Origin of the sequence: Mammaliicoccus lentus (assembly GCF_947036595.1) — a bacterium.
Lineage (GTDB): Bacteria > Bacillota > Bacilli > Staphylococcales > Staphylococcaceae > Mammaliicoccus > Mammaliicoccus lentus.
The window spans coordinates 236,291-257,244 of sequence record NZ_OX344834.1; the positions used below are offsets into that span (position 1 = coordinate 236,291).

General features: G+C 32.4%; 17 protein-coding genes. 15 read left to right on the top strand and 2 right to left on the bottom strand.

The features are described 5' to 3' along the window. From ACNMOQ_RS01070 to ACNMOQ_RS01090, 5 genes are all read left to right on the top strand, one after another. Complete coding sequence (locus tag ACNMOQ_RS01070; RefSeq protein ID WP_416350127.1) at positions 1-717, top strand: D-ribitol-5-phosphate cytidylyltransferase; 717 nt, start codon at positions 1-3, stop codon at positions 715-717. After that, positions 710-1,735, top strand: coding sequence for an alcohol dehydrogenase catalytic domain-containing protein (locus ACNMOQ_RS01075; RefSeq protein WP_064204395.1), 1,026 nt, complete (start codon positions 710-712; stop codon positions 1,733-1,735). Before ACNMOQ_RS01070 ends, ACNMOQ_RS01075 begins: the two co-directional genes overlap by 8 nt. Before the next feature lie 33 nt (positions 1,736-1,768). Next, entirely contained in the window at positions 1,769-3,457 is a 1,689-nt protein-coding gene (tarL, locus tag ACNMOQ_RS01080; protein ID WP_416350128.1) for a teichoic acid ribitol-phosphate polymerase TarL, read from the top strand. 943 nt (positions 3,458-4,400) lie between these two features. Continuing rightward, the gene (locus tag ACNMOQ_RS01085) at positions 4,401-5,753 is read left to right on the top strand and encodes an FAD-binding oxidoreductase (RefSeq protein WP_416350393.1); all 1,353 of its coding nucleotides are present in this window, start codon (positions 4,401-4,403) and stop codon (positions 5,751-5,753) included. Next, positions 5,746-7,032, top strand: coding sequence for a (Fe-S)-binding protein (locus tag ACNMOQ_RS01090; RefSeq protein ID WP_416350129.1), 1,287 nt, complete (start codon positions 5,746-5,748; stop codon positions 7,030-7,032). Before ACNMOQ_RS01085 ends, ACNMOQ_RS01090 begins: the two co-directional genes overlap by 8 nt. An 85-nt stretch (positions 7,033-7,117) precedes the next feature. Here the strand turns inward: ACNMOQ_RS01090 and ACNMOQ_RS01095 are convergent, their stop codons facing one another. Beyond that, positions 7,118-8,737 (bottom strand): BCCT family transporter, encoded by a 1,620-nt coding sequence (locus ACNMOQ_RS01095; RefSeq protein ID WP_416350130.1) that lies wholly within the window; start codon positions 8,735-8,737, stop codon positions 7,118-7,120. 373 nt (positions 8,738-9,110) lie between these two features. Between ACNMOQ_RS01095 and ACNMOQ_RS01100 the strand changes: the two genes are divergently transcribed. The 10 genes from ACNMOQ_RS01100 (at position 9,111) to ACNMOQ_RS01145 (ending at position 19,418) form a co-directional block, all read left to right on the top strand. Next, the gene (locus ACNMOQ_RS01100) at positions 9,111-10,448 is read left to right on the top strand and encodes a hypothetical protein (RefSeq protein ID WP_416350131.1); all 1,338 of its coding nucleotides are present in this window, start codon (positions 9,111-9,113) and stop codon (positions 10,446-10,448) included. Between the two features lie 479 nt (positions 10,449-10,927). Beyond that, positions 10,928-11,692: a 2,4-dienoyl-CoA reductase gene (gene fadH, locus ACNMOQ_RS01105; protein ID WP_070045032.1), complete on the top strand. Its 765-nt coding sequence runs from the start codon at positions 10,928-10,930 to the stop codon at positions 11,690-11,692. Between the two features lie 99 nt (positions 11,693-11,791). Beyond that, positions 11,792-12,304 carry a YfiT family bacillithiol transferase gene (locus ACNMOQ_RS01110; RefSeq protein WP_416350132.1) on the top strand — a complete coding sequence of 171 codons (513 nt, stop codon included), beginning with the start codon at positions 11,792-11,794 and terminating at the stop codon, positions 12,302-12,304. Positions 12,305-12,469: 165 nt separating this feature from the next. Then, positions 12,470-13,180 (top strand): sirohydrochlorin chelatase, encoded by a 711-nt coding sequence (locus ACNMOQ_RS01115; protein WP_416350133.1) that lies wholly within the window; start codon positions 12,470-12,472, stop codon positions 13,178-13,180. Beyond that, complete coding sequence (locus ACNMOQ_RS01120; protein WP_218708510.1) at positions 13,173-13,619, top strand: precorrin-2 dehydrogenase/sirohydrochlorin ferrochelatase family protein; 447 nt, start codon at positions 13,173-13,175, stop codon at positions 13,617-13,619. The genes ACNMOQ_RS01115 and ACNMOQ_RS01120 overlap by 8 nt, the downstream gene beginning before the upstream one ends. Beyond that, positions 13,616-16,027: a nitrite reductase large subunit NirB gene (gene nirB, locus ACNMOQ_RS01125; RefSeq protein WP_416350134.1), complete on the top strand. Its 2,412-nt coding sequence runs from the start codon at positions 13,616-13,618 to the stop codon at positions 16,025-16,027. Before ACNMOQ_RS01120 ends, nirB begins: the two co-directional genes overlap by 4 nt. Next, the gene (locus ACNMOQ_RS01130; RefSeq protein WP_416350135.1) at positions 16,028-16,342 is read left to right on the top strand and encodes a nitrite reductase (NAD(P)H) small subunit; all 315 of its coding nucleotides are present in this window, start codon (positions 16,028-16,030) and stop codon (positions 16,340-16,342) included. Continuing rightward, the gene (gene cobA / locus ACNMOQ_RS01135) at positions 16,333-17,265 is read left to right on the top strand and encodes a uroporphyrinogen-III C-methyltransferase (protein WP_416350136.1); all 933 of its coding nucleotides are present in this window, start codon (positions 16,333-16,335) and stop codon (positions 17,263-17,265) included. Before ACNMOQ_RS01130 ends, cobA begins: the two co-directional genes overlap by 10 nt. Before the next feature lie 195 nt (positions 17,266-17,460). Beyond that, positions 17,461-18,228, top strand: a complete 768-nt coding sequence (locus tag ACNMOQ_RS01140; RefSeq protein WP_218708502.1) for a spr1630 family ClpXP-sensitive toxin — start codon at positions 17,461-17,463, stop codon at positions 18,226-18,228. A 17-nt stretch (positions 18,229-18,245) separates the two neighbouring features. Next, on the top strand, positions 18,246-19,418 hold the full coding sequence (locus ACNMOQ_RS01145) for a spr1629 family repressor/antitoxin (RefSeq protein ID WP_416350137.1): 1,173 nt from the start codon (positions 18,246-18,248) through the stop codon (positions 19,416-19,418). Positions 19,419-19,617: 199 nt separating this feature from the next. On the opposite strand, the gene adhP is transcribed toward ACNMOQ_RS01145, so the two are convergent. After that, on the bottom strand, positions 19,618-20,628 hold the full coding sequence (adhP, locus tag ACNMOQ_RS01150) for an alcohol dehydrogenase AdhP (protein WP_135032045.1): 1,011 nt from the start codon (positions 20,626-20,628) through the stop codon (positions 19,618-19,620). Positions 20,629-20,954 lie beyond the last annotated feature (326 nt).

Sequence of the window (20,954 nt, forward strand, 5' to 3'; positions counted from 1 at the left end):
ATGATATATGCTGGAATATTAGCAGGTGGAATCGGTTCTAGAATGGGAAACGTTCCTTTGCCAAAACAATTTTTAGATCTTGATGGCAAACCAATCATCATACATACAGTTGAGAAATTTTTATTAACAAGAGAGTTTGATAAAATCTATATTGCGACACCGCAAAAGTGGATTTCTCACACCAAAGACACATTAAATAAATTTAATATTAACGACGATAGAGTTGAAGTAATAAAAGGCGGAGAAGACCGTAATGAAACAATTATGAATATCATTGCAGCAATTTCAGAGTTTAAATCAGTAACGGATGAAGATGTTATTGTAACGCATGATGCAGTTCGTCCTTTCCTAACAAGACGTATTATTAAAGAGAACATTGATCTAGTTCTTGAACATGGTGCAGTTGATACTGTTATTCCTGCAACAGATACAATTATCGAATCTGAAAATAAAGAAGATATTTCATGTATTCCTGTAAGAGATCATATGTATCAAGGTCAGACGCCACAATCGTTTAACATTAATTTATTGAAAAATAGTTACTATAACTTATCTGATGAAGATAAAAAAATTTTAACAGATGCTTGTAAAATACTCGTTGTTTTAAATAAAAAAGTGAAATTAGTAGATGGGGAACTTTACAATATTAAAATTACAACACCTTATGATTTAAAAGTTGCCAATTCTATTATTAAAGGTGGGATGTTGAGTGATTAATCAGGTTTATCAACTTGTAGCGCCCCGTCAATTTGAAGTGACTTATAATAATGAGAATATTAAGAGTGATAAAGTTATCGTACGACCTTTATATTTATCAATTTGCGCGGCTGACCAACGATACTATACTGGTAGTCGTAATGAACAAGTTCTTGAAAAGAAACTCCCTATGTCATTAGTACATGAAGGCGTAGGAGAGGTTGTATACGATAACAAAGGCGAGTATAAAGTCGGGACGAAAGTGATTATGGTACCGAATACACCTATTGAAAAAAGCGAAGTCATCAGTGAAAACTATTTACCAAGTAGTAAATTTAGATCAAGTGGTTTTGATGGTTTTATGCAAGATTATGTCTTTATGGAACATGATAGAATCGTTGAATTACCGGATGATATAGATTTGAGTGTTGTTTCATATTCAGAACTCGTGTCTGTAAGTTGGCACGCTATACAACGATTTCAGAAGAAATCTATAGAAACACAAGGCAGTTTTGGCATATGGGGAGACGGTAATTTAGGCTTTATAACATCTATTTTATTACGTAAGTTATATCCAGAAGCGAAAATTTACGTGTTTGGGAAAACGGATTTTAAGTTAAGTCATTTCTCATTTGTAGATGAGGTATTTTATATTAACCGTGTACCAGAAGATTTAATAATTGATCATGCTTTTGAATGTGTCGGTGGAAAAGGTAGTCAATCTGCAGTCGATCAAATTATTAATTTAATTTCACCAGAAGGCAGTATTGCTTTACTAGGTGTTAGCGAATACCCTATTGAAGTAAACACGCGTTTAGTGTTGGAAAAAGGCATTACGATGATAGGCAGTAGTAGAAGTGGTGCGCAAGATTTTAAAGATATTGCTGAATTTTATAGAACATATCCAGACGTTATAGAAAAATTATCTTTACTTAAAGGCCAAGAATTTGAAGTAAGAACTATAAATGATGCAGTTGATGCTTTTGAATCTGACCTGTCAACCTCTTGGGGTAAAACGGTTATAAAGTGGGTAATGTAACGACTGAGATTAGCTTAGGAGTGAAAAGAAAAGTTGAGTAAGTATAAGTTAAAAGTTGTAAATATATATTGGGAAAGAATCCAACTTTTTATCGAAGGTTATGCTGAAGATATAGAAATAGTAAGTAATGGATTCATTCTTAGAAATTTAACAGAAACAAAAGAATTACAGGCAAATGATGTGAAAATAGATGGTAATCATTTTATAGCACGTTTTAATGTTGCTATATTAGATGATGGAAATTATTTACCATCTGATCAATATTTGCTTGTTTATAAAGGTAAATTTGATTATATTGCAAATGTTAATGAAACATTATTAGACCCATTAAAATATGAATTAGATGAAGAACAATTAGAGCATTATGAAGAAATAGAAACGCGTAATGGAAAAAATAATTATTTATTAAGCTATTTTAAGCATGAATTTAAAAGAGGCGGCGACTCTAAAAAAACAACTTACAAAGTAATACCTAAAATTTCTAGAGAAGTTAACGAGTTTGTACTAGATATTAAATTCCAAGCTCCAAAACCAAAAGAAAAGAAGATAGTAACTAAATATAAAGAGTACAGAGGTAAATATAGCAAAAGATCATTTAAAGTACGTAACTTTTTCTTTAAAACAATATTTAATATTACAAAATTCTTTCACTTAAAAAAAGGGAACACAGTATTATTTACTTCAGATTCGCGTGCAGAAATGTCTGGTAACTTTGAATTTGTTTATAATGAAATGTTAGATAAAAAATTAGATGAAAAATATAAAATTCATACGATTTTCAAATCTGATATTACAGAAAGAAGAAAGTTAATTGATAAATTTAGGTTTCCATTCTTATTAGGAAAAGCTGATTATATATTTGTTGATGACTATCATCCACTTCTTTATACTATTAAATTCAGAAAGAGCCAAGAAATCATTCAACTATGGCATGCAGTGGGTGCATTTAAAACAGTCGGATTTAGTCGTACAGGTAAAAAAGGAGGCCCTTTTTTCAATTCTCCTAACCATAGAAACTATACAAAAGCTTATGTTTCATCAGAAAATGATATCCCATACTATGGTGAAGCATTTGGTATTAAAGAAAAATATATTATACCTACTGGTGTACCAAGAACGGATATTTTATTTGATAAAGACTATGAACAAAAAATTATAGCAGAAATGGAAGATGAATTACCGATTATTAAAGGGAAAAAAGTTATCCTTTTTGCACCAACATTTAGAGGAAATGGTCATCGAAGTGCTCACTACCCATTTTTCAAAATTGACTTAACTCGTTTTGCACGCTATTGTCGTGAAAACAATGCGGTTGTTTTATTTAAAATGCATCCGTTTGTGAAGAATAAACTGAACATTCCTAGAGAATATAAAAAATATTTTGTAGATGTATCAGACTTTAGAGAAGTAAATGACATACTGTTTGTCACAGATATTCTAATAAGTGATTATTCTTCGCTAGTTTATGAATTTGCTGTGTTCAAACGTCCAATGTTATTCTATGCATTTGATTTAGAAGATTATATTACTTCAAGAGATTTTTACGAGCCATATGAAACGTTTGTGCCTGGTAAAATCATAGAAACCTTCGAGGAACTGATAGAATCATTAGATAACAAAGACTTTGAAGAAGAAAAGGTGCCAAAATTCTTAGACAAGCACTTTAAATATCAGGATGGCAAATCAAGCGAAAGAATTGTCAGAGATTTATTTGGAAGCTAAAATGTATAGCCAAAATTAAAAAAAGGAAATCATCAACCCAACTGATGATTTCCTCTTTTTTATAATGTTAAAAGAAAAGCTAGTTATTAAGCGAATTTGTTAATGATAGTTTTAATAATATCTACAATTCCACCTACGATTTCAGCGATACCCATTTGAAGGACCTCCTTTTCTTTTTGAATTAACTTTAGTATAAACGTAAAAATTGAAAATTTGTCATATTTTCCCTAATTGAGCAAAAAACATGCCTAACTGTAATTATTTTCCTATTGTTGTACAAATAGGCATAAAAATAATTAAAGCAGAATTTATACAATTAATTTAAAGTTGATAATAAAAAAAGAAAAAGAGAAGATCATAAACCCAACTAATGATCTCCTCTTTTATATAATGTTAAAAGAAAAACTAGTTATTAAGCGAATTTTTCAATGATAGTTTTTACTAGGTCTACAATTCCACCTACTACTTCAGCGATACCCATTTCAAGTACCTCCTTTACTTTTGAATTAACTTCATTATAAAGGTAAAAATTGAAAATTTGTCATATTTTCCCTAATTGAATAAAAATAATTCCTAACTGTATTTATTTTCCTATTGTTGTACAAATAGGCAGCGAGAGCGTTGAGATGGTTGTTTAATGCAAATATTTAAAAGAAAATAAAAAGAAAATTTTATAATTCAACTCATATAATAATGGGGTTAACACCACTTATTTATACAATTAATTGAAAAAGCATCCAGAAATAAGTTGAAAAAAGTAACTTTGGAATATAAGCTTGTTATACAAGTGAAAGCGTTTTCTTTATGGTAGGGGGATTTCAGTTCTAGAACTTATCAAGACGAATATAATGCAAAAATTGGGAGATAAAAGGTGTAGGTGATAAATGTGAAAAGCAAGGAGATTGAACAGAGATTAAGAGAAATTTTCGCGGACAGATTACTTATGGATGTTTCAGATCTTGTTTCTTATGGTTTTGATGCATCGTTCGGTCAATATATGCCGGATTATGTAGTTCAAGTGTTATCTACGGAAGATGTCCAAAATGTAGTGAAATTAGCAGATGAATATATCATTCCTATTTATGCTAGAGGTGCAAGCACAAGTTTGTCAGGGGGAGCTTTGCCAGTTAAAGGTGGTATAGTAGTTGATTTTTCTCAGTGGAATGATGAATTTGAAATATATCCTGATGATTTAATCATAAAGACAAGGCCTGGTGTGATTACAGGAAAAATACATGCTTTAGCAGAAAAGCATAATTTAATGTATCCACCAGATCCTTCTTCTTCAGTGGTATGCACAATTGTTGGTAATTTAGCTGAGAATGCTGGAGGTCCGCGTGGTATAAAATATGGTGTAACAAAAGATTATGTTATTGGATTAGAAGTTGTTATGGCAGATGGAGAAGTTATACGCACTGGTGGCCAAACGATTAAAAATGTCACAGGATATGATTTAACAAAATTGTTAATAGGTTCAGAAGGTACACTAGGTATTATTACTGAAGCTACGTTACGCTTAATACCTAAGCCTTTAGCTACAAAAACAGCGATGGTTATATTTGATGATTTATACACAGCAGGAAAGTCTATATCCAAAATATTAACATCAGGTGTCAGACCTTCGAAAATGGAAATTTTAGATCATAATGCATTAAATAAAGTTGAAGACTATGCAGGATTAGATTTGCCTAGAGATGCAGCAGCTATATTATTAATTGAAGTCGATGGTAATCCAGAGAATTTAGGTGATGAATTGGATACTATCAAAAAAGCATTAAAAGAAATAGATGTTGAAAATGTTGAAATTGCTGAATCTAAAGAAGCAGAAGATAAATTATGGCAAGTTAGAAAACTTGTCTCACCTGCAGTAGTTGAAAGTGGTTATACTAAAATTTCAGAAGATGCAACAGTACCACTAAGTAAAATTCCGGAAATGTTTAAGAAAATCGATGAGATTAAAACTAAATATGATTTAAATATCGTTGTATTTGGACATGCAGGTGATGGTAATTTACATCCGACAATTAATACAAATATGCGAGATGAAAATGAAGTACGTAAGACAGAAGATGCTGTGGAAGAAATTTTTAATTATGCGATTGAATTAGGTGGAACGCTCTCGGGGGAACATGGTATTGGCGTCATGAAAAAAGCATTTATCAAAAAAGAAATGGGTGAAGCGGGGGTACGTTATCAACAAATGATTAAAAAAGCATTAGACCCTAAGAATATTCTTAACCCTGGAAAGATATTTCCTGAAAAGGGAGAAGAAAGGTTAGTGTTGCGAAATGAATAATACATTAGTGGACAAATTAGATTATCAAGCAACGTTTGACTGTGTTCAATGTGGATATTGCTTACCAGTATGTCCAACTTATATAGCTTTTGAAAAGGAGAAACATTCTCCGCGTGGACGTATTAATCTGGTGAAAATGGCTGCTGAAGGTAAGGTCTCAATCGGAGATATGAGTGAAGGTATTGATCTATGCTTAGGTTGTCGAGCATGTGAAACAGTATGTCCAACAAATGTTCAATACGGAGATATATTAATGTCAGCAGTTGAAGTCATAAAAGAAGATAAAAAGATGGGCTTAAGTGAAAAGTTAGCTCGAAATGTAACGTTCAAACATATTTTACCTAAAAAAGGTGTCATTCGAAAAATAAATTATGCATTATATTACTATGAGAAGCTAGGTGCTAAAAACTTAATAAACAAAAATCATCTTTTAGGAAAAGAAACAAAATATGGTAAGTTAAATTTAGCTTTACCCGATGTGAAAAAAACACGTAAAATCCATGATAATGAAAAAGTAAATAAAACTAAGACACAAACAAAAACACAAGTTGCCTTTTTCCAAGGGTGTATTATGGATGCCTTTTTCTCTAGAATCAATAACTTAGCAATTAAAATTATGAAACAACATGATATAGAAGTTCATGAAGTACCAAATCAAACTTGTTGTGGTGCTTTACAACATCATGCAGGTGAAACAAATGATACTATCGAATTGGCTAAAAAGAATATAGCAGCATATGCCGATACCGATATAGATTATATCGTTAATACGATTGGAGGCTGTGGTGCATCGCTTAAAGAATATGACAAGTTATTTAAAAAAGGCAGCTATTGGCATCAAAGAGCAGTAAAATTTGTTGAAAAAGTAAGAGATATTTCAGAAATAATGGACGATTTATCATTAGAATTTAATTATAAAATGCCATACAAAGCTGTATATCAACCATCTTGTCATTTAGAAAACGTACAAAAAGTATTTAAATCACCAAAAAGCGTCTTAGGTAAGGTACCTGACCTTGATATGGTAGATATGGAAGGACAATCATTATGCTGTGGTTCGGCTGGTATTTATAATATTATACATTTTGATGAATCTATGAAAATTTTGGATGATAAAATGGAGCATGTTCAACAAGCAAAGCCTAATATGATTATTACTTCAAATCCCGGTTGTCATATGCAAATGCAATTAGGAGTAGAAAGAGAAGGGTTAAGCAAACAAGTAACTGTCAAACATATAGTTGAAGTCGTAGCAGAAGCATGCGGCATACGTGATTAAAAAGTAAGAAATAATAAAATTTAATTTCCTAGGTTATAAAAAGCTCTTCACTAGTCTGTATACTAATGAAGAGCTTTTCTTATTATTATCTATCTTGTTTTCTTTCGTTTTTAATTAAGTTTAATAGTTCTTGATCTGAGAGGTTTGCTAGTTTTTGACTTTCTCGGGTTCTTTTTGGCGTTAATGTAAGACCGAGGAATTTACGTTCTCTGTTTGCGTCTTTATAGAAACTAATCATCATAAATATAATAATAACCGAGAACGGCAATGCGGTTATTATGGCGGTGTTCTGTAATGCGTTTAGTCCGTTATCTCCGCCAGTGAATAATAGTATAAACGCGATTAGTGATTGTGCGACACCCCAAACGTTTTTTATAAATGAGCTTGGGTTTAATGAACCTCGTGTCGTTAACATACCTAATACGAATGTTGCAGAGTCTGCTGATGTAATAAAGAATGTTGCGATTAATGCTAGTGTAATAATAGATAGTATTAATCCTAATGGCATTTCATTAAATACACCAAACAATGCTGTTTCTGGTGGCATATCGAAAATTGCTGGATGTTTCTTAGCAGTTTCAATACCTAGTACACCAAATACACTGAACCATATGAAACTGATAAGAACAGGTACAAGCATAACGCCACCGATGAATTCACGTACTGTACGTCCTCTTGATACACGTGCTATAAACACCCCAACGAATGGACTCCAACTTATCCACCAAGCTAATTGGAAGAATGTCCAATCAGACATCCAATCTGCTTTTTGTGAATTAAACATACCTGTGTCGAAACTGTTTTGTAGGAATGTTTGTAAGAAGTTACCTGTTGTAGTTGTAAATGCATTTAACATAAGTATTGATGGTCCGATAATAAGTACAGCGATTAATAATAAACCTGCAATACTAATGTTTACGTTACTTAGAATTTGAATACCTTTATTTAATCCTGACCAAGCACTTGTTAAGAATAAAATCGTTACAATAATAATGATAATAGATTGTACGGCAATATTATTTGGTACGCCGAATAAATAATTTAAACCACCGTTAATTTGTAACGCACCCATACCAAGTGATACGGCTACACCACCGATAGTAGCGATAACAGATAATACATCAATCACAATACCTAGTGGTCCATCTACATATCTTCCGAATACAGGACGTAATGTTTTAGAAATTAATCCCGGTTCGTCTTTTCTAAATTGGAAATATGCTAATGCTAGAGCTACTACACCATAAACGCCCCATGCATGGAAGCCCCAATCGAAGAATACAGATTGTAATGCTTCTGCATATGCTGCAGTAGTTTTAGGGTCTGCTTTTGGAGGTGCAGCGAAGTGAGCAATAGGTTCAGCTGCTCCCCAGAATACTAACCCGATCCCCATACCAGCACTGAATAGCATAGCGAACCATGAAACAGTATTAAATTCTGGTTTTTCATGAGGTTTCCCTAATTTTAATTTCCCTATTGGACTTAGCATTAAGAAAATACAAAAGAAAATCATGGCTATTACCACAATCATGTAATACCAGCCAAGTGTTTCAGTTATCCAGGCAGTGGCTTTATCACCAATGTCATTAAATTTAACTGGAAAAACTGCGCCTAGTAAAACGATTATAGCAACGATTACGGAACTGATTGTAAATACTAGCGAATAACCTTTTTTAGGCTTATTTTCGTTCAATTGAGATTCCATAAGTAAAATAAACCTCCTCGTTTATTAGTATTAAAAACAACGCCTAATACTTTAACAAAGATGATTAGAATTTTCAAATTGTATTTTAATAAAATATAAATTAGTAAATATTTACAAAACAAAACAAACGTGTTACTGTTTGGGTATCTACTCAAAGTAGAATTACAAACTCATAAAACTAGGTATTAGAGTACCTATTCCCAAAGATAAGCTGAGGCATTTATAAATGTCTCAGCTTCTTTTTTTATCATCGATTCTCCTAAAATATGTCTTTAATAATTTTTAAATATTATGATTTATACATTTCACAACCATTATCTTTGTTACAATAGATGTGAATATTTTCTAATAATTAAAAAAGGGGATGCCTTTTATGAAAAAAATATTTTATTTTGGCATTGTATTAGTGTCATCGGTAACAATTGCAGGTTGTAGTATTAGTATAGGTAATGAACCTGAGAATAAAGACTCAAGTAACAATGAACAAAAAAGCGAACAAAAGAATCAAAATGCACAAGATAGTAACAGCAATAATGAAACTTCTAAATCGAATTCAGATAAAGAAGTAACTAACATTTCAGAAACACAAAGTGTTGCGATGACTTTGTTAGAACCTGAAATAGATTCTGAAGTCATAACTGCAGATGAATTATTATCTGGCAGCTATACACAAAAAACTGGAGCTGGTGAAGAAATAAAACATTCTGTAGATAAAGTAGAATTATCGGAAAGTCCAGAATTAGGAAAAATGGCGAATAAACCTGATGGTATGAAGTTCTATGGAATGTCACCTTCTAAAGGTAGTTACGCAACAATAGTAGGTATAAATAAAGACCAAGTTGTTTACATATATACCCAATCTCCTATTTCAGATTATAATGATGTGAAAGATAGTGAGACATTCGCGAGTTTTAATATTGCGGATTTATATAATAATCATAAAGATAACAATAAAATTTCAGAGCTAGAAAATAAAATTAAATATGGAGAAAGCTTGGAGACAAAGAATGACAGTAGTACATCTCAAGAAGATACGAATAGTGATGAATATTATGCCCAAGTATGGCTGACAGCTTTACCAAGCTATAGAGATTCAGACAATTCTAGCGGCATGAAACCAGAACTAAGCCATGATTCAATAGAAGGCGAATATTTAAATCCATATAACAAAGAGCATACTATCAAATATCCTAAAGGGGTACAACGATTGGCAGGTACGCCTACAGCTGCTGGGCAAGTAGTTTATAAAAATAATAATGATGGTACTATTTCAATTTATGATGTGCCATCACACTTCCATGATAAAAAATGGTTGGAAGATGATGATTGGTCACAAAAAGAATCTGAAAGCATTATAAACAACCCGAAAGTTGTGAAATTATATGATGCATCAGATGAAGAAATAGAAAGAGTAGTAGAAATGTTTGATGGTACAACTAAAGAAGAAAATAAATCCAATGATATGGATGAAGACGATGAAAATGAAGAAGTTACGCGAGACAATGTGATAGATAAAGTAGAATCTTATGAAGGAGAAGAGTTAGATACCGACAAATATACATTTAAAGAACCAGAAAAAAATGATGACGGAGAATGGGGCTTTTCATTCTTAGATAAAGACGGTAACTTAGCAGGTTCTTATATTATTGATGAAGACGGTGTCGTTACAGAATACGATGAAGATGGCGAAGAAGTAGGTTCAGGAGAATAAATTAAAAACACCTTCGTACAATTCATATTAAAATGAATTGTGCAAAGGTGTTTTTCTATGAGAATATTTCTTCAGTAAACTCACTTTATTTTTATGTACTTTAAGATCCATTGTTCAATATCATCTTCTTGTAGATCATGTGATGCTATCATAACAGTAAAATTTATAGCTTCTTTTGTATTAACTTCTAACTCATAACCATTTAAGTTTAAAAAGATATTTAAACACATTAATTATTTTTTAACTTATCTTTTTTTAATGTTTATTTGTGTTTCACTTCGGATATCGACTAAACTAATGACTCCATTTTATTCTTTTAATTATAGAAGAAGACATTCTTGAGGTTATAAAAGAGTGTCTTCTGTTTTTTAATATACTGCTATAATGAATTACAATTGTTCTTTCTGAAAACATGTTGTACACTTATGTGTAAGCGCTTACTATAAGAATTATATTTTGTATTACTAAGGAGAGTATATATGAAAGATAAAGTGATTATTGTAACAGGTGGCAGTAGTGGAATGGGAAAAGGGATGGCGAAAAGATTCGCTGAAGAAGGTGCAAAAGTCGTTATTACAGGCCGTAAATTAGAAAATCTCGAGAAGACAAAGCAAGAGATTGAGCAGTATGAAGGCCAAATCCTTTGTATAGATATGGATGTTAGAGACCCAGAAAGAGTTCAATATACAGTTGATGAAACAGTTAAGACTTTTGGGAAAATAGATGGGCTAGTTAATAACGCAGCTGGAAACTTTTTATGTGCAGCTGAAGATTTGTCGATTAATGGGTGGAATTCCGTTATAGATATTGTGCTAAATGGTACATGGTATTGCTCTCAAGCTGTAGGTAAAGAATGGATTAAAACTGGGCATAAAGGCCGCATCATCAATATGGTTGCAACATATTCATGGGGTGCAGGTGCTGGTGTTATCCATTCGGCCAGCGCAAAAGCAGGTGTGCTCGCTATGACAAGAACACTTGCAGTGGAATGGGGAACTAAATATGGCATCACAGTAAATGCAATTGCACCGGGTCCTATTGAAAATACAGGTGGCTCTAAAAAGTTATCACTTTCAGAAGAAGCACGCCAACAATCACTGAATAGTGTACCTTTAAAAAGATTTGGGCAAACTGAAGAAATTGCTGGATTAGCACGTTATATTTTTTCAGATGAAGCGGGTTATATAAATGGAGCTTGTATGACGATGGATGGCGGACAGTGGCTAAATAAAAATCCATTTTAATATGGTTCTATTTATGACACTACGTTTAAATTCTTTAAAATAGAGAATATTAGTAGTGTAATCAAAATGTTTCATATAAAAAGAGAAAAGGTGATAAAGATGGATGCAAGGTTTCCAATAGGTGAACTACAGTTTCCAGAACATGTAACATTTGATCATATCCAACAATGGCTGGATGAAATCGGGAATTATTCAAATCGCTTAAGAGAAACGGTAGACGAATTAGGCCCTTCAGAATTGAACAAGAAATACAGGGAAGGCAGTTGGACAGTAAGACAACTTGTGCATCATATAGCAGATTCACAGTTGAATATGTATCAACGTTTAAAACTAGCTTTAACGGATGATAGAAAGCCGACTGTGCCAGCATTTGATCAGCAAAAATGGATAGAAACACCAGACAATGAATTACCAGTCGAATGTTCAATTAGAATGCTTGAAGGAATGAATGAACGTATTGTAGCAATTGGTAGAAACTTAAGTGAAGAACAATTGAAACGTAAATTTACGCATGAAGATGACGGAGAAACTTCAGTAGCATTTAAAGTAGCAAAATTATCATGGCATGAAGAACACCATTTAGCGCATATTAAATTAGCGTTATCACAATAAATGAAGAATATAGTAGGCTGGGACAGTTATGTCCTGGCCTGTTTTTTTGTATGAAAAATATTTACGGGGATTCCCGATTTTCTATTAGGGAGTCCCCTTATCTTCGCTTTTATTTGTGAAAATAATCACATTTAACAGTATAATGTACTTGAAAGGGATGATGTCATGTCTAAAATTATTTTTGTTGTGCACGGTATGAGGTCTGGCGATATTAATGAAAGACTAAAGTCATTTATATATAGTTCATTTCATAATATATACGAAGGTTATGAAATAGCTTTTTTGGAAAGTGAAACAGAAAACTTGGATCAAGTGATGCAATCGAATATTCAACAAGGTACTCGGACGTTTTATATAGTGCCGGTTTTATTGTTTCAGGCTAAGCATTTTCTTATAGATATTCCTAATGTAATCGACGATTTAAAGAGAGAACATAAAGATATCGAAGTTCATTTATCTAAACCAATTGGTAATCATCTAAGTATGAAGAAGCATCTCATAACGAAAATAAACCAACATAAAGAATCAGATATGGCAGTAGTTGTGTTAGCACATGGAAGTTCTATTTATAAAGAGCCTGATTCTGCACTGAAGGATTTGTGTAAAGACATACAAAATCCAGTTTATCCACTAACTATTTATGGTTCATTAAACTATAAAAAATATTTACCAGACCTCGATAAATTCTATTCTAAAATACTTATCGTCCCTTATTTTATGTTTGATGGTTTTCTTGTAAATAAGACAAAAATTGAAATAAAAGAAATGGCGTTAAATACTGAAATCACATATACAGATGCTATTAATTTTGATGAGGGGATGCAAGAAGCGATTCGTGACCATCTTCAAAAATTGAGGGAGATAAGCTATGTATAATATCCAATTAAAAATCGATGGATATCATATTGTAATCGTAGGTGGTGGAAAGATTGCATATCGAAAATATTTATCACTTAATAATGAAGACATCACGATAAATGTCGTCAGTCCTACTTTTATAGAAGCATTTGAACAAGTACAAGATAATCGACTGACCTTAATAAGAAGGACGTATAAAGAAGGCGATATAGAGGGAGCTAATATCGTGTTTATCTCAACTAATAACCCAAAAGTAAACGATCAAATAAGACAGCACGCAACGTGTCATCAACTTATTAATCATACAGGGGACAAGGACCAATCTGATTTTTATAACGTGAAAACTTTTCAATATCAATCATGCGAAATCAGTATTAGTTCATCAGGTAAAGATGTAAAACAAACGAAAGCAGTAAGTAATAAATTATGGGCAATGCTTAAGGAGGAGTCGAAATGACTAAAGAACGATTAGTGATGATCGGAAACGGAATGGCAGGTATCCGTACGATTGAAGAAATTATAATAAGAGATCCAAATAAATATGAAATTACAGTCATAGGTAAAGAACCTTATCCAAACTACAACCGTATTATGCTTTCTAATATTCTTCAAAAAAAGATGACGATAGATGAGACGATTATGAATCCTTATGAATGGTATGAGGAGCATGGTATACGTTTAATCAATGGAGATAAAGTTGATGAAATCAATAAAGAAGATAAGTTTGTAAAGACTGAACATAATATTAAAGTAGCATACGATAAATGTATTATCGCTACAGGATCTAATTCGTTTATATTACCAATCAATGGTTCTCGCTTAGATGGTGTGATCGGATGGAGAACGATAGAAGATACAAAGAAAATGATCGAAATGGCTAAAACTAAAAAGAAAGCAGTCGTTATCGGTGGCGGATTGCTAGGTTTGGAGTGTGCGAGGGGGCTTCTTGACCAAGGTATGGAAGTAACAGTCGTACATCTAGCTGAATGGTTAATGGAAATGCAATTAGATAAGAAAGCTGGAGAATTGCTTAAACAAGACTTGATGGCACAAGGTATGAAATTTGAGTTGCAAGCAAACACTCAAGAAATATTAGGTGAAGACCAAGTCGAAGCTATCCAATTATCTGACGGACGAATATTAGAAACGGATATGGTTGTGATGGCAGTTGGTATTAGACCGATTACTAAAGAAGCAAGAGCGGCAGGATTAGAAATTGGGCGTGGTATTATCGTTGATGATTTTATGAGAACTAGTGATCCAAACATTTTTGCTGTCGGAGAATGTTGTGAACACAATTCTAAAGTATACGGTTTAGTCGCACCTTTATACGAACAAGGGAAAGTGTTAGCTGACTATTTAACAGGTAATGAAACAGAGGGATACAAAGGTTCTACTACATTTACATCTTTAAAAGTTTCAGGTTGTGATTTGTTTAGTGCAGGTAAAATTCATACAAGTGAAAGTATTAAAGGTATCGAAACATTTAACAGTGTAGATAATGTTTACAAAAAAATATTTGTAGAAGATAACAAAATAGTAGGTGCAGTACTATACGGCGAAACAGCTGATGGCAACCGCTATTACAATATGATGAAGAAAAATGAAACAATAGAAGAATATACGCTCGTTTCACTCTTACATAAAGTGGGTGAAGGGGAAGCTACTTTTAACGTTGGTGATATGGATGACGAAGAAACAATTTGTGGTTGTAACGGCGTGTCTAAAGGGACAATTGTTCAAGCGATTAAAGAAGAAGGTTTAACATCAGTTTCTGAAGTCACTAAAATGACGAAAGCAGGTAACTCTTGCGGTAAGTGTAAAGGACAAATTGGAGAGCTGTTGGAATATACACTGGGTGATAGTTTTGAAGTGAACAAGCCTGAAGGTATTTGTGGCTGTACATCATTAACACGAGACCAAATCGTTACACAAATTAGAGCGAAAGGATTAAAGACATCAAAAGAAGTACGTCATGTTTTAGATTTCGAAGATAAAGATGGCTGTCCGAAATGTCGCCCAGCATTAAACTACTATTTAAATATGATTTATCCAAATGAACATCAAGATGAAAAAGAATCTAGATTTGCAAATGAAAGATATCATGCAAACATTCAAAATGATGGGACGTTCTCTGTTATACCTCAAATGCAAGGTGGTGTAACGAACGCAGATCAACTCATAAGATTAGGTGAAGTCGCTAAAAAGTATGACGTACCGTTAGTTAAAATTACAGGTGCACAACGTATCGGATTATACGGTGTAAAGAAAGAAGAATTACCTGAAATATGGGAAGAATTAGATATGAGATCTGCTTCAGCATATGGTAAGAAGACAAGAAGTGTTAAAAGTTGTGTAGGTAAAGAATTTTGTCGATTTGGTACACAATATACAACAAAACTCGGTATTAAATTAGAGCAGACATTTGAATACATCGATACACCACATAAATTTAAGATGGGTGTATCAGGTTGTCCGAGAAGTTGTGTAGAGTCAGGTGTTAAAGACTTTGGTGTAATAGGTGTAGAGAACGGATTCCAAATATATATTGGAGGTAACGGTGGTACTGATGTTGTAGCAGGAACGTTACTGACAACAGTAAAAACTGAAGAAGAAGTGATTAAGTTATGTGGTGCATTGATGCAGTATTACAGAGAAACTGGCATTTATGCTGAAAGAACAGCACCTTGGATAAATCGAATGGGGTTTGAAAATGTAAAAGAAGTCTTGTTAGATTCGGAAAAACAAGAAGCTTTATATAACAGAATTATGGAAGCGAAGCAGGCTGTGAGCGAAGAACCATGGAACAATATTATTAACGATAAAGAATCTAGAAGAATATTTGAAGTAGAGAAGGTGAGATAGGTGAAAGCGGCAGAAAAAATTAAAGTAACTAATCTAAATGAATTAGTACCGTTAATCGGTAAGAAAGTAATCGTCAATGATATAGAAATAGGATTATTCCTTTTAGAATCAGGAAAAGTTAAAGCTGTTCACAATATATGTCCGCATAAACAAGGGCCTTTATCAGAAGGAACAGTGAGCGGAGAATATGTTTACTGTCCTTTACATGATCGTAAAATAGACTTGAATACAGGAGAAGTACAAGCACCAGATACTGGTTGTGTAGAAGCTTATGAAACAGAAATTATAAATGGAGAAGTATTTATATGTCTGTAAATTCTCGTAAAGTTTATTTAGTTGGAGTAGGTCCAGGAGACCCTAGACTTATTACAAGAAGAGCAGAACAATTAATTAAACAAGCAGACGTCATTTTATACGATAGACTCGTAAATCCGTTTATCATACAATTAGCGAACCAATCAGTAGAATTATTAAATGTAGGTAAGACACCATATCAAAAACAAATAAAACAAGAAGCAATAAATAAACTCCTCGTACAATATGGTCAAACTAACAAAAATATAGTTCGATTAAAGGGCGGCGATCCAGCTATTTTCGGGAGAGTAGATGAAGAAATCGCAGTGTTAGAAGAAAATCATATTTCATATGAAATTATACCAGGCATTACTACTGCTAGCGCTGCAGCATCATATCAAAGCCATGGATTAACAAAAAGAGGCACAGCTAATCAAATTACATTTGTGACAGGACATTTTCAACAAGGAAGAGAAGAACAAATAAAAATAGACGCCTTATTAAATGGAGGAACAATAGCCGTATACATGGGTTTAAAGAGATTGCCTAACTTAATCAAAGAAATACAAACACAATCAAAAACAAACTATGACGTAGCCATCATTTCAAACGTTTCACTAGCAACACAACAAACATATAAAGGCAAAGTAAGCACAATAATCAACGATATAGAAGGAATCAATGAACAATCACCCGCGTTGATACTTATCGGAGATATCGTAAATAACACAACAACAAGCTGGTTTGAAAACTTACCACAATTCGGGAAGAAAATTTTAATAAAAGGAACATATGAAAAAGCAATCGAAAAAGCATGGCAATACTATGACGAAGGCGCATGGAGCTTCGTCGAAACAGAAGCATTAGATAAGAGCCCTACAAGAATGAACTTTGAACAAGGCATTATACAAAACACAACGTTCGATGAAATCGTAGAAATATAGAACATAGAATGAAAGTAAAGACCTGATGCAAAAGCGTCAGGTTTTTTATGTATTGCTTTATAGTTTTTATATAAAAATTTTGGATTATTTAAAATAATTAAGTGTTTAAGCGTATTTACTTTAAAAAAATAATTGATTTTTCAGTAATCGTGATTTATATTTATATTAATTACTTTGAGTATCGGAGGTTTTTCGATGATTTTAAATCAGGATGAGTTATTAAATTCTATTGTTAAAGGTATTGTTTCTGGTTATAAGGATTATATTGAAATTCGTAAAGAAGCTAATAAAAAATTATATATTAGCGATGCGTATGCTTATATAAAATCTAACCATATAGATAGCGAAGTAGCTAGCCACGTGAAAAGTTATATAGATTTTCAAAAACGTAGTGCAGGACCCGCATGGAAATTCTTAGAGTTTAAAGAGCAAAGTGATTATAATGAAAAACGCATGGTTTTTATTTTGAAAAACGAAAGATATTTTGATAAAAATAATGTTACTTTTGGTAAAAATGCTTTGAGTGATAAAGAAAAGAATGAAAAGAAATACTTAGCTGACTATGTTGAAAAGAATATTGATGTTGATTTTCAAGCTAAAAGAGAAGAATATAAGAGTGTATATCAACCTAATGCAGATGATATACTATTTAAACCGCAAAAAAACAAAAAAGTTAATGAAGGAGAGGAATTCTATATTGTTACGTATAATATAGATGTACTATCTGCTCAATTAAATTCTGTTAAACTTTGGATGCCTAATCCGAAAGACAATAAAGCTATTATATTACGAGATTTAACTGAAGAGTTAAACGATATTCTTCAAAGTGATGAAACATATTCTATAGATAGTGATGATTTAGAAGTGCTTAAATCTGATATGGAATCAGAAAAAACTTCAGCAGATGCTGAAAAGGACTTCAGTTTTGTACTTGAAGAAGTAGAAGAGGAAGGTTTGAAATAAAGGAATAGGTGAGATAAGTGTTTATAGGTAAAAATCTTGAAAATATCAGAACGTTATGTGGGTTTAGTAGAAAAGAGTTATCGGATGAAATTAAAGTTAGTGAACAAGCGATTTGGCAATATGAAGTTAAAAATATGATGCCAGAAATAAATAAAATTTATGAGTTATCTAAATTATTTAACGTTAAAACTACGTATTTTATTTCTGAACAACCTAGTCTATTACAAAATGAATCAGTAGATAAACATTCTATTGCCTTTAGAGCTAAAAATCATAAAGCTTCTACTAAAATATTAAATAGACAGTATCATCAGGCAACATATCTTTCTAATGTTACAAATTATCTTTTTGCATATGTGAAAAAACCCAGTATGTTGATTTTAGATCTTATTCAAGAAGTATTTAACGAATATCATGAAGATATAAGTAGGAAAGTTTTTATTAAAAAAAGTGCTAAATTATCTAGAAAATGCTTGATGGGTAAAAATAGAAATAATGAATTATTATTTTTCATAGAGAAATCAGGAATTGTAGTTTACGAAAAAAATATTGATGAAGATGTTGATGCTTTTAGTTTTTGGTCAGATAACAATATTCCATATATTGTACTTGGAAATAACAAGGGCGTTGCTGTAAGAAGAAACTTTGATATAGCACATGAACTAGGACATTTAGTTTTACATCGTCACATACAATTTGACACTTTATCTCAAGAAGAATACAAAACAATTGAAAAAGAGGCAGACATGTTTGCTGCTGAATTTTTATTGCCTGAAGATGAATTTATCGAAGATTTTAATCAATTATCGAAAAAGTCAAACCCAGATCATTTAAAGTTATTGAAAGAAAAATGGTTTGTTTCTATTCAAGCAATAGGAATGAGAGCTTATTATTTAGGTTTATTGAGTGACGTCCAATATCGATATTTTTGGACTTCAATTAATAAAAAAGGATATAAAAAGATTGAACCATTAGATAAGGATATTAAATTATCAAGACCTGTTAAAATGAACAGTCTTTTAGACCTGTTTTTTAATAAAAAAGTAATATCACCTGAATTTTTATTAGATGATTTAAAGGTGGAACCTCAATTTTTAAAAAATATCGCAAATATAGATAATCAACTAATACAAAAGTATATGGATAAAAATGATAAAGAAAAAAGTGATATGATTACAGATATTTTCTAATTTCTATAAAATATCTGTACAGTTCTAGAAAATAGTAGAGTAGGATGTGTGATAGTCTATATCTTATTCATATTATAGGCAATATACATTGAATCATAATTTTTAAACACAAAAAGGATCTTTTCATTAGAATAAAATCTAACGAAAAGGTCCTTTTTTATAATAATATATTTATATTAGTCAGGTTTTTACGTTTTACTTACGAACGGAAATCTATCACCATACGTCCGTTAATTTTACCTTCTTCCATTTCTGTAAATATGTCTTGAATGTCTTCCATCGGGCGTGTTTGTGTTTTTGGAACGACAAGTCCTTCTGCTCCGAATTGGAATGCTTCTTTTAAGTCTTGGCGTGTTCCTACTAGTGAACCAACTACGCGTATGCCATCTAATACTAGGCGTGGGATGGATAAATCCATAGATTCTGTAGGTAGACCTACTGCTACAACAGTACCTCCTGCTCGTACAGCATTAACAGCGTCGTTAAATGCTGATTTTGCAACTGCTGTAACGACTGCAGCATGTGCGCCATCTAGATGCTCTTGTATATATTCACTGACTTTTTCGTTTTTAGGGTTCAGTGTGATATCAGCGCCATATTGTTTTGCAAATTCTAATTGACTGTCATTGATATCTACGGCTATAACTTTGGCATTAAATACTTTCTTCGCATATTGTAATGCAAGATTTCCTAAACCGCCTAAACCAGAAATGACAATCCACTGTCCTGATTGTATACCTGATTCTTTAATAGCTTTGTATGTTGTAACGCCAGCGCATGTGATACTACTAGCAGCTTCTGATGATAAACCATCTGGTACTTTCACAGCATAATCTGCTTTAACGATACATTCTTCAGCCATTCCACCATCTACAGAATACCCTGCGTTCTTTACTGAACGACATAATGTTTCACGCCCTGAAGTACAATATTCGCAATGACCACATCCTTCATAGAACCATGCGACACTAGCACGATCTCCTACTTTTAAACTCGTCACGCCATCTGCAACTTCTTTAACTACACCAATCCCTTCGTGTCCTAATACTCTTCCTGTCACATCTCCGAAATCTGCATGTGTTACATGCAAATCAGTATGGCAAACGCCACAACATTCCATATCTAATAATGCTTCACCATACTTTAATGGACGTAATGTTTTCTCAGTTACCTGTGGTTTGTGTTCTTTACTAACTACGATTGCTTTCATATTGATTTACCTCCTAAATGTAACATTCTCTATCTACTATTATTATAATACTTTTATCGATTTGTACCGGGTGAGTTATGAATTATTTGTGAATATTTTCACATTAAATATTGAATATGAAAATGGCGGTTGTAGGGAAGTTGCAGTACTCTTTTGTAATTTAATAAACAACAATATTCCCTTACTTTCTTCGAACAATATTCCTCTCATTTATTCTTTAAAACTTAATTCTTTCTATATTAATAAGATATTAGCCACCTTTTAAATTGACATTTTTTTCAAGTTGATGTAATAATTATTTTAATTGGTAATGATTACCATTATCA

Bases quoted from the DNA above. Each gene is read 5' to 3' on its own strand.
- ACNMOQ_RS01070 (WP_416350127.1), top strand. From the start codon at position 1: ATGATATATGCTGGAATATTAGCAGGTGGAATCGGTTCTAGAATGGGA.
- ACNMOQ_RS01085 (WP_416350393.1), top strand. From the start codon at position 4,401: ATGGATGTTTCAGATCTTGTTTCTTATGGTTTTGATGCATCGTTCGGT.
- ACNMOQ_RS01090 (WP_416350129.1), top strand. From the start codon at position 5,746: ATGAATAATACATTAGTGGACAAATTAGATTATCAAGCAACGTTTGAC.
- ACNMOQ_RS01095 (WP_416350130.1), bottom strand. From the start codon at position 8,737: ATGGAATCTCAATTGAACGAAAATAAGCCTAAAAAAGGTTATTCGCTA.
- ACNMOQ_RS01100 (WP_416350131.1), top strand. From the start codon at position 9,111: ATGAAAAAAATATTTTATTTTGGCATTGTATTAGTGTCATCGGTAACA.
- fadH (WP_070045032.1), top strand. From the start codon at position 10,928: ATGAAAGATAAAGTGATTATTGTAACAGGTGGCAGTAGTGGAATGGGA.
- ACNMOQ_RS01110 (WP_416350132.1), top strand. From the start codon at position 11,792: ATGGATGCAAGGTTTCCAATAGGTGAACTACAGTTTCCAGAACATGTA.
- ACNMOQ_RS01115 (WP_416350133.1), top strand. From the start codon at position 12,470: ATGTCTAAAATTATTTTTGTTGTGCACGGTATGAGGTCTGGCGATATT.
- ACNMOQ_RS01120 (WP_218708510.1), top strand. From the start codon at position 13,173: ATGTATAATATCCAATTAAAAATCGATGGATATCATATTGTAATCGTA.
- nirB (WP_416350134.1), top strand. From the start codon at position 13,616: ATGACTAAAGAACGATTAGTGATGATCGGAAACGGAATGGCAGGTATC.
- cobA (WP_416350136.1), top strand. From the start codon at position 16,333: ATGTCTGTAAATTCTCGTAAAGTTTATTTAGTTGGAGTAGGTCCAGGA.
- ACNMOQ_RS01140 (WP_218708502.1), top strand. From the start codon at position 17,461: ATGATTTTAAATCAGGATGAGTTATTAAATTCTATTGTTAAAGGTATT.
- adhP (WP_135032045.1), bottom strand. From the start codon at position 20,628: ATGAAAGCAATCGTAGTTAGTAAAGAACACAAACCACAGGTAACTGAG.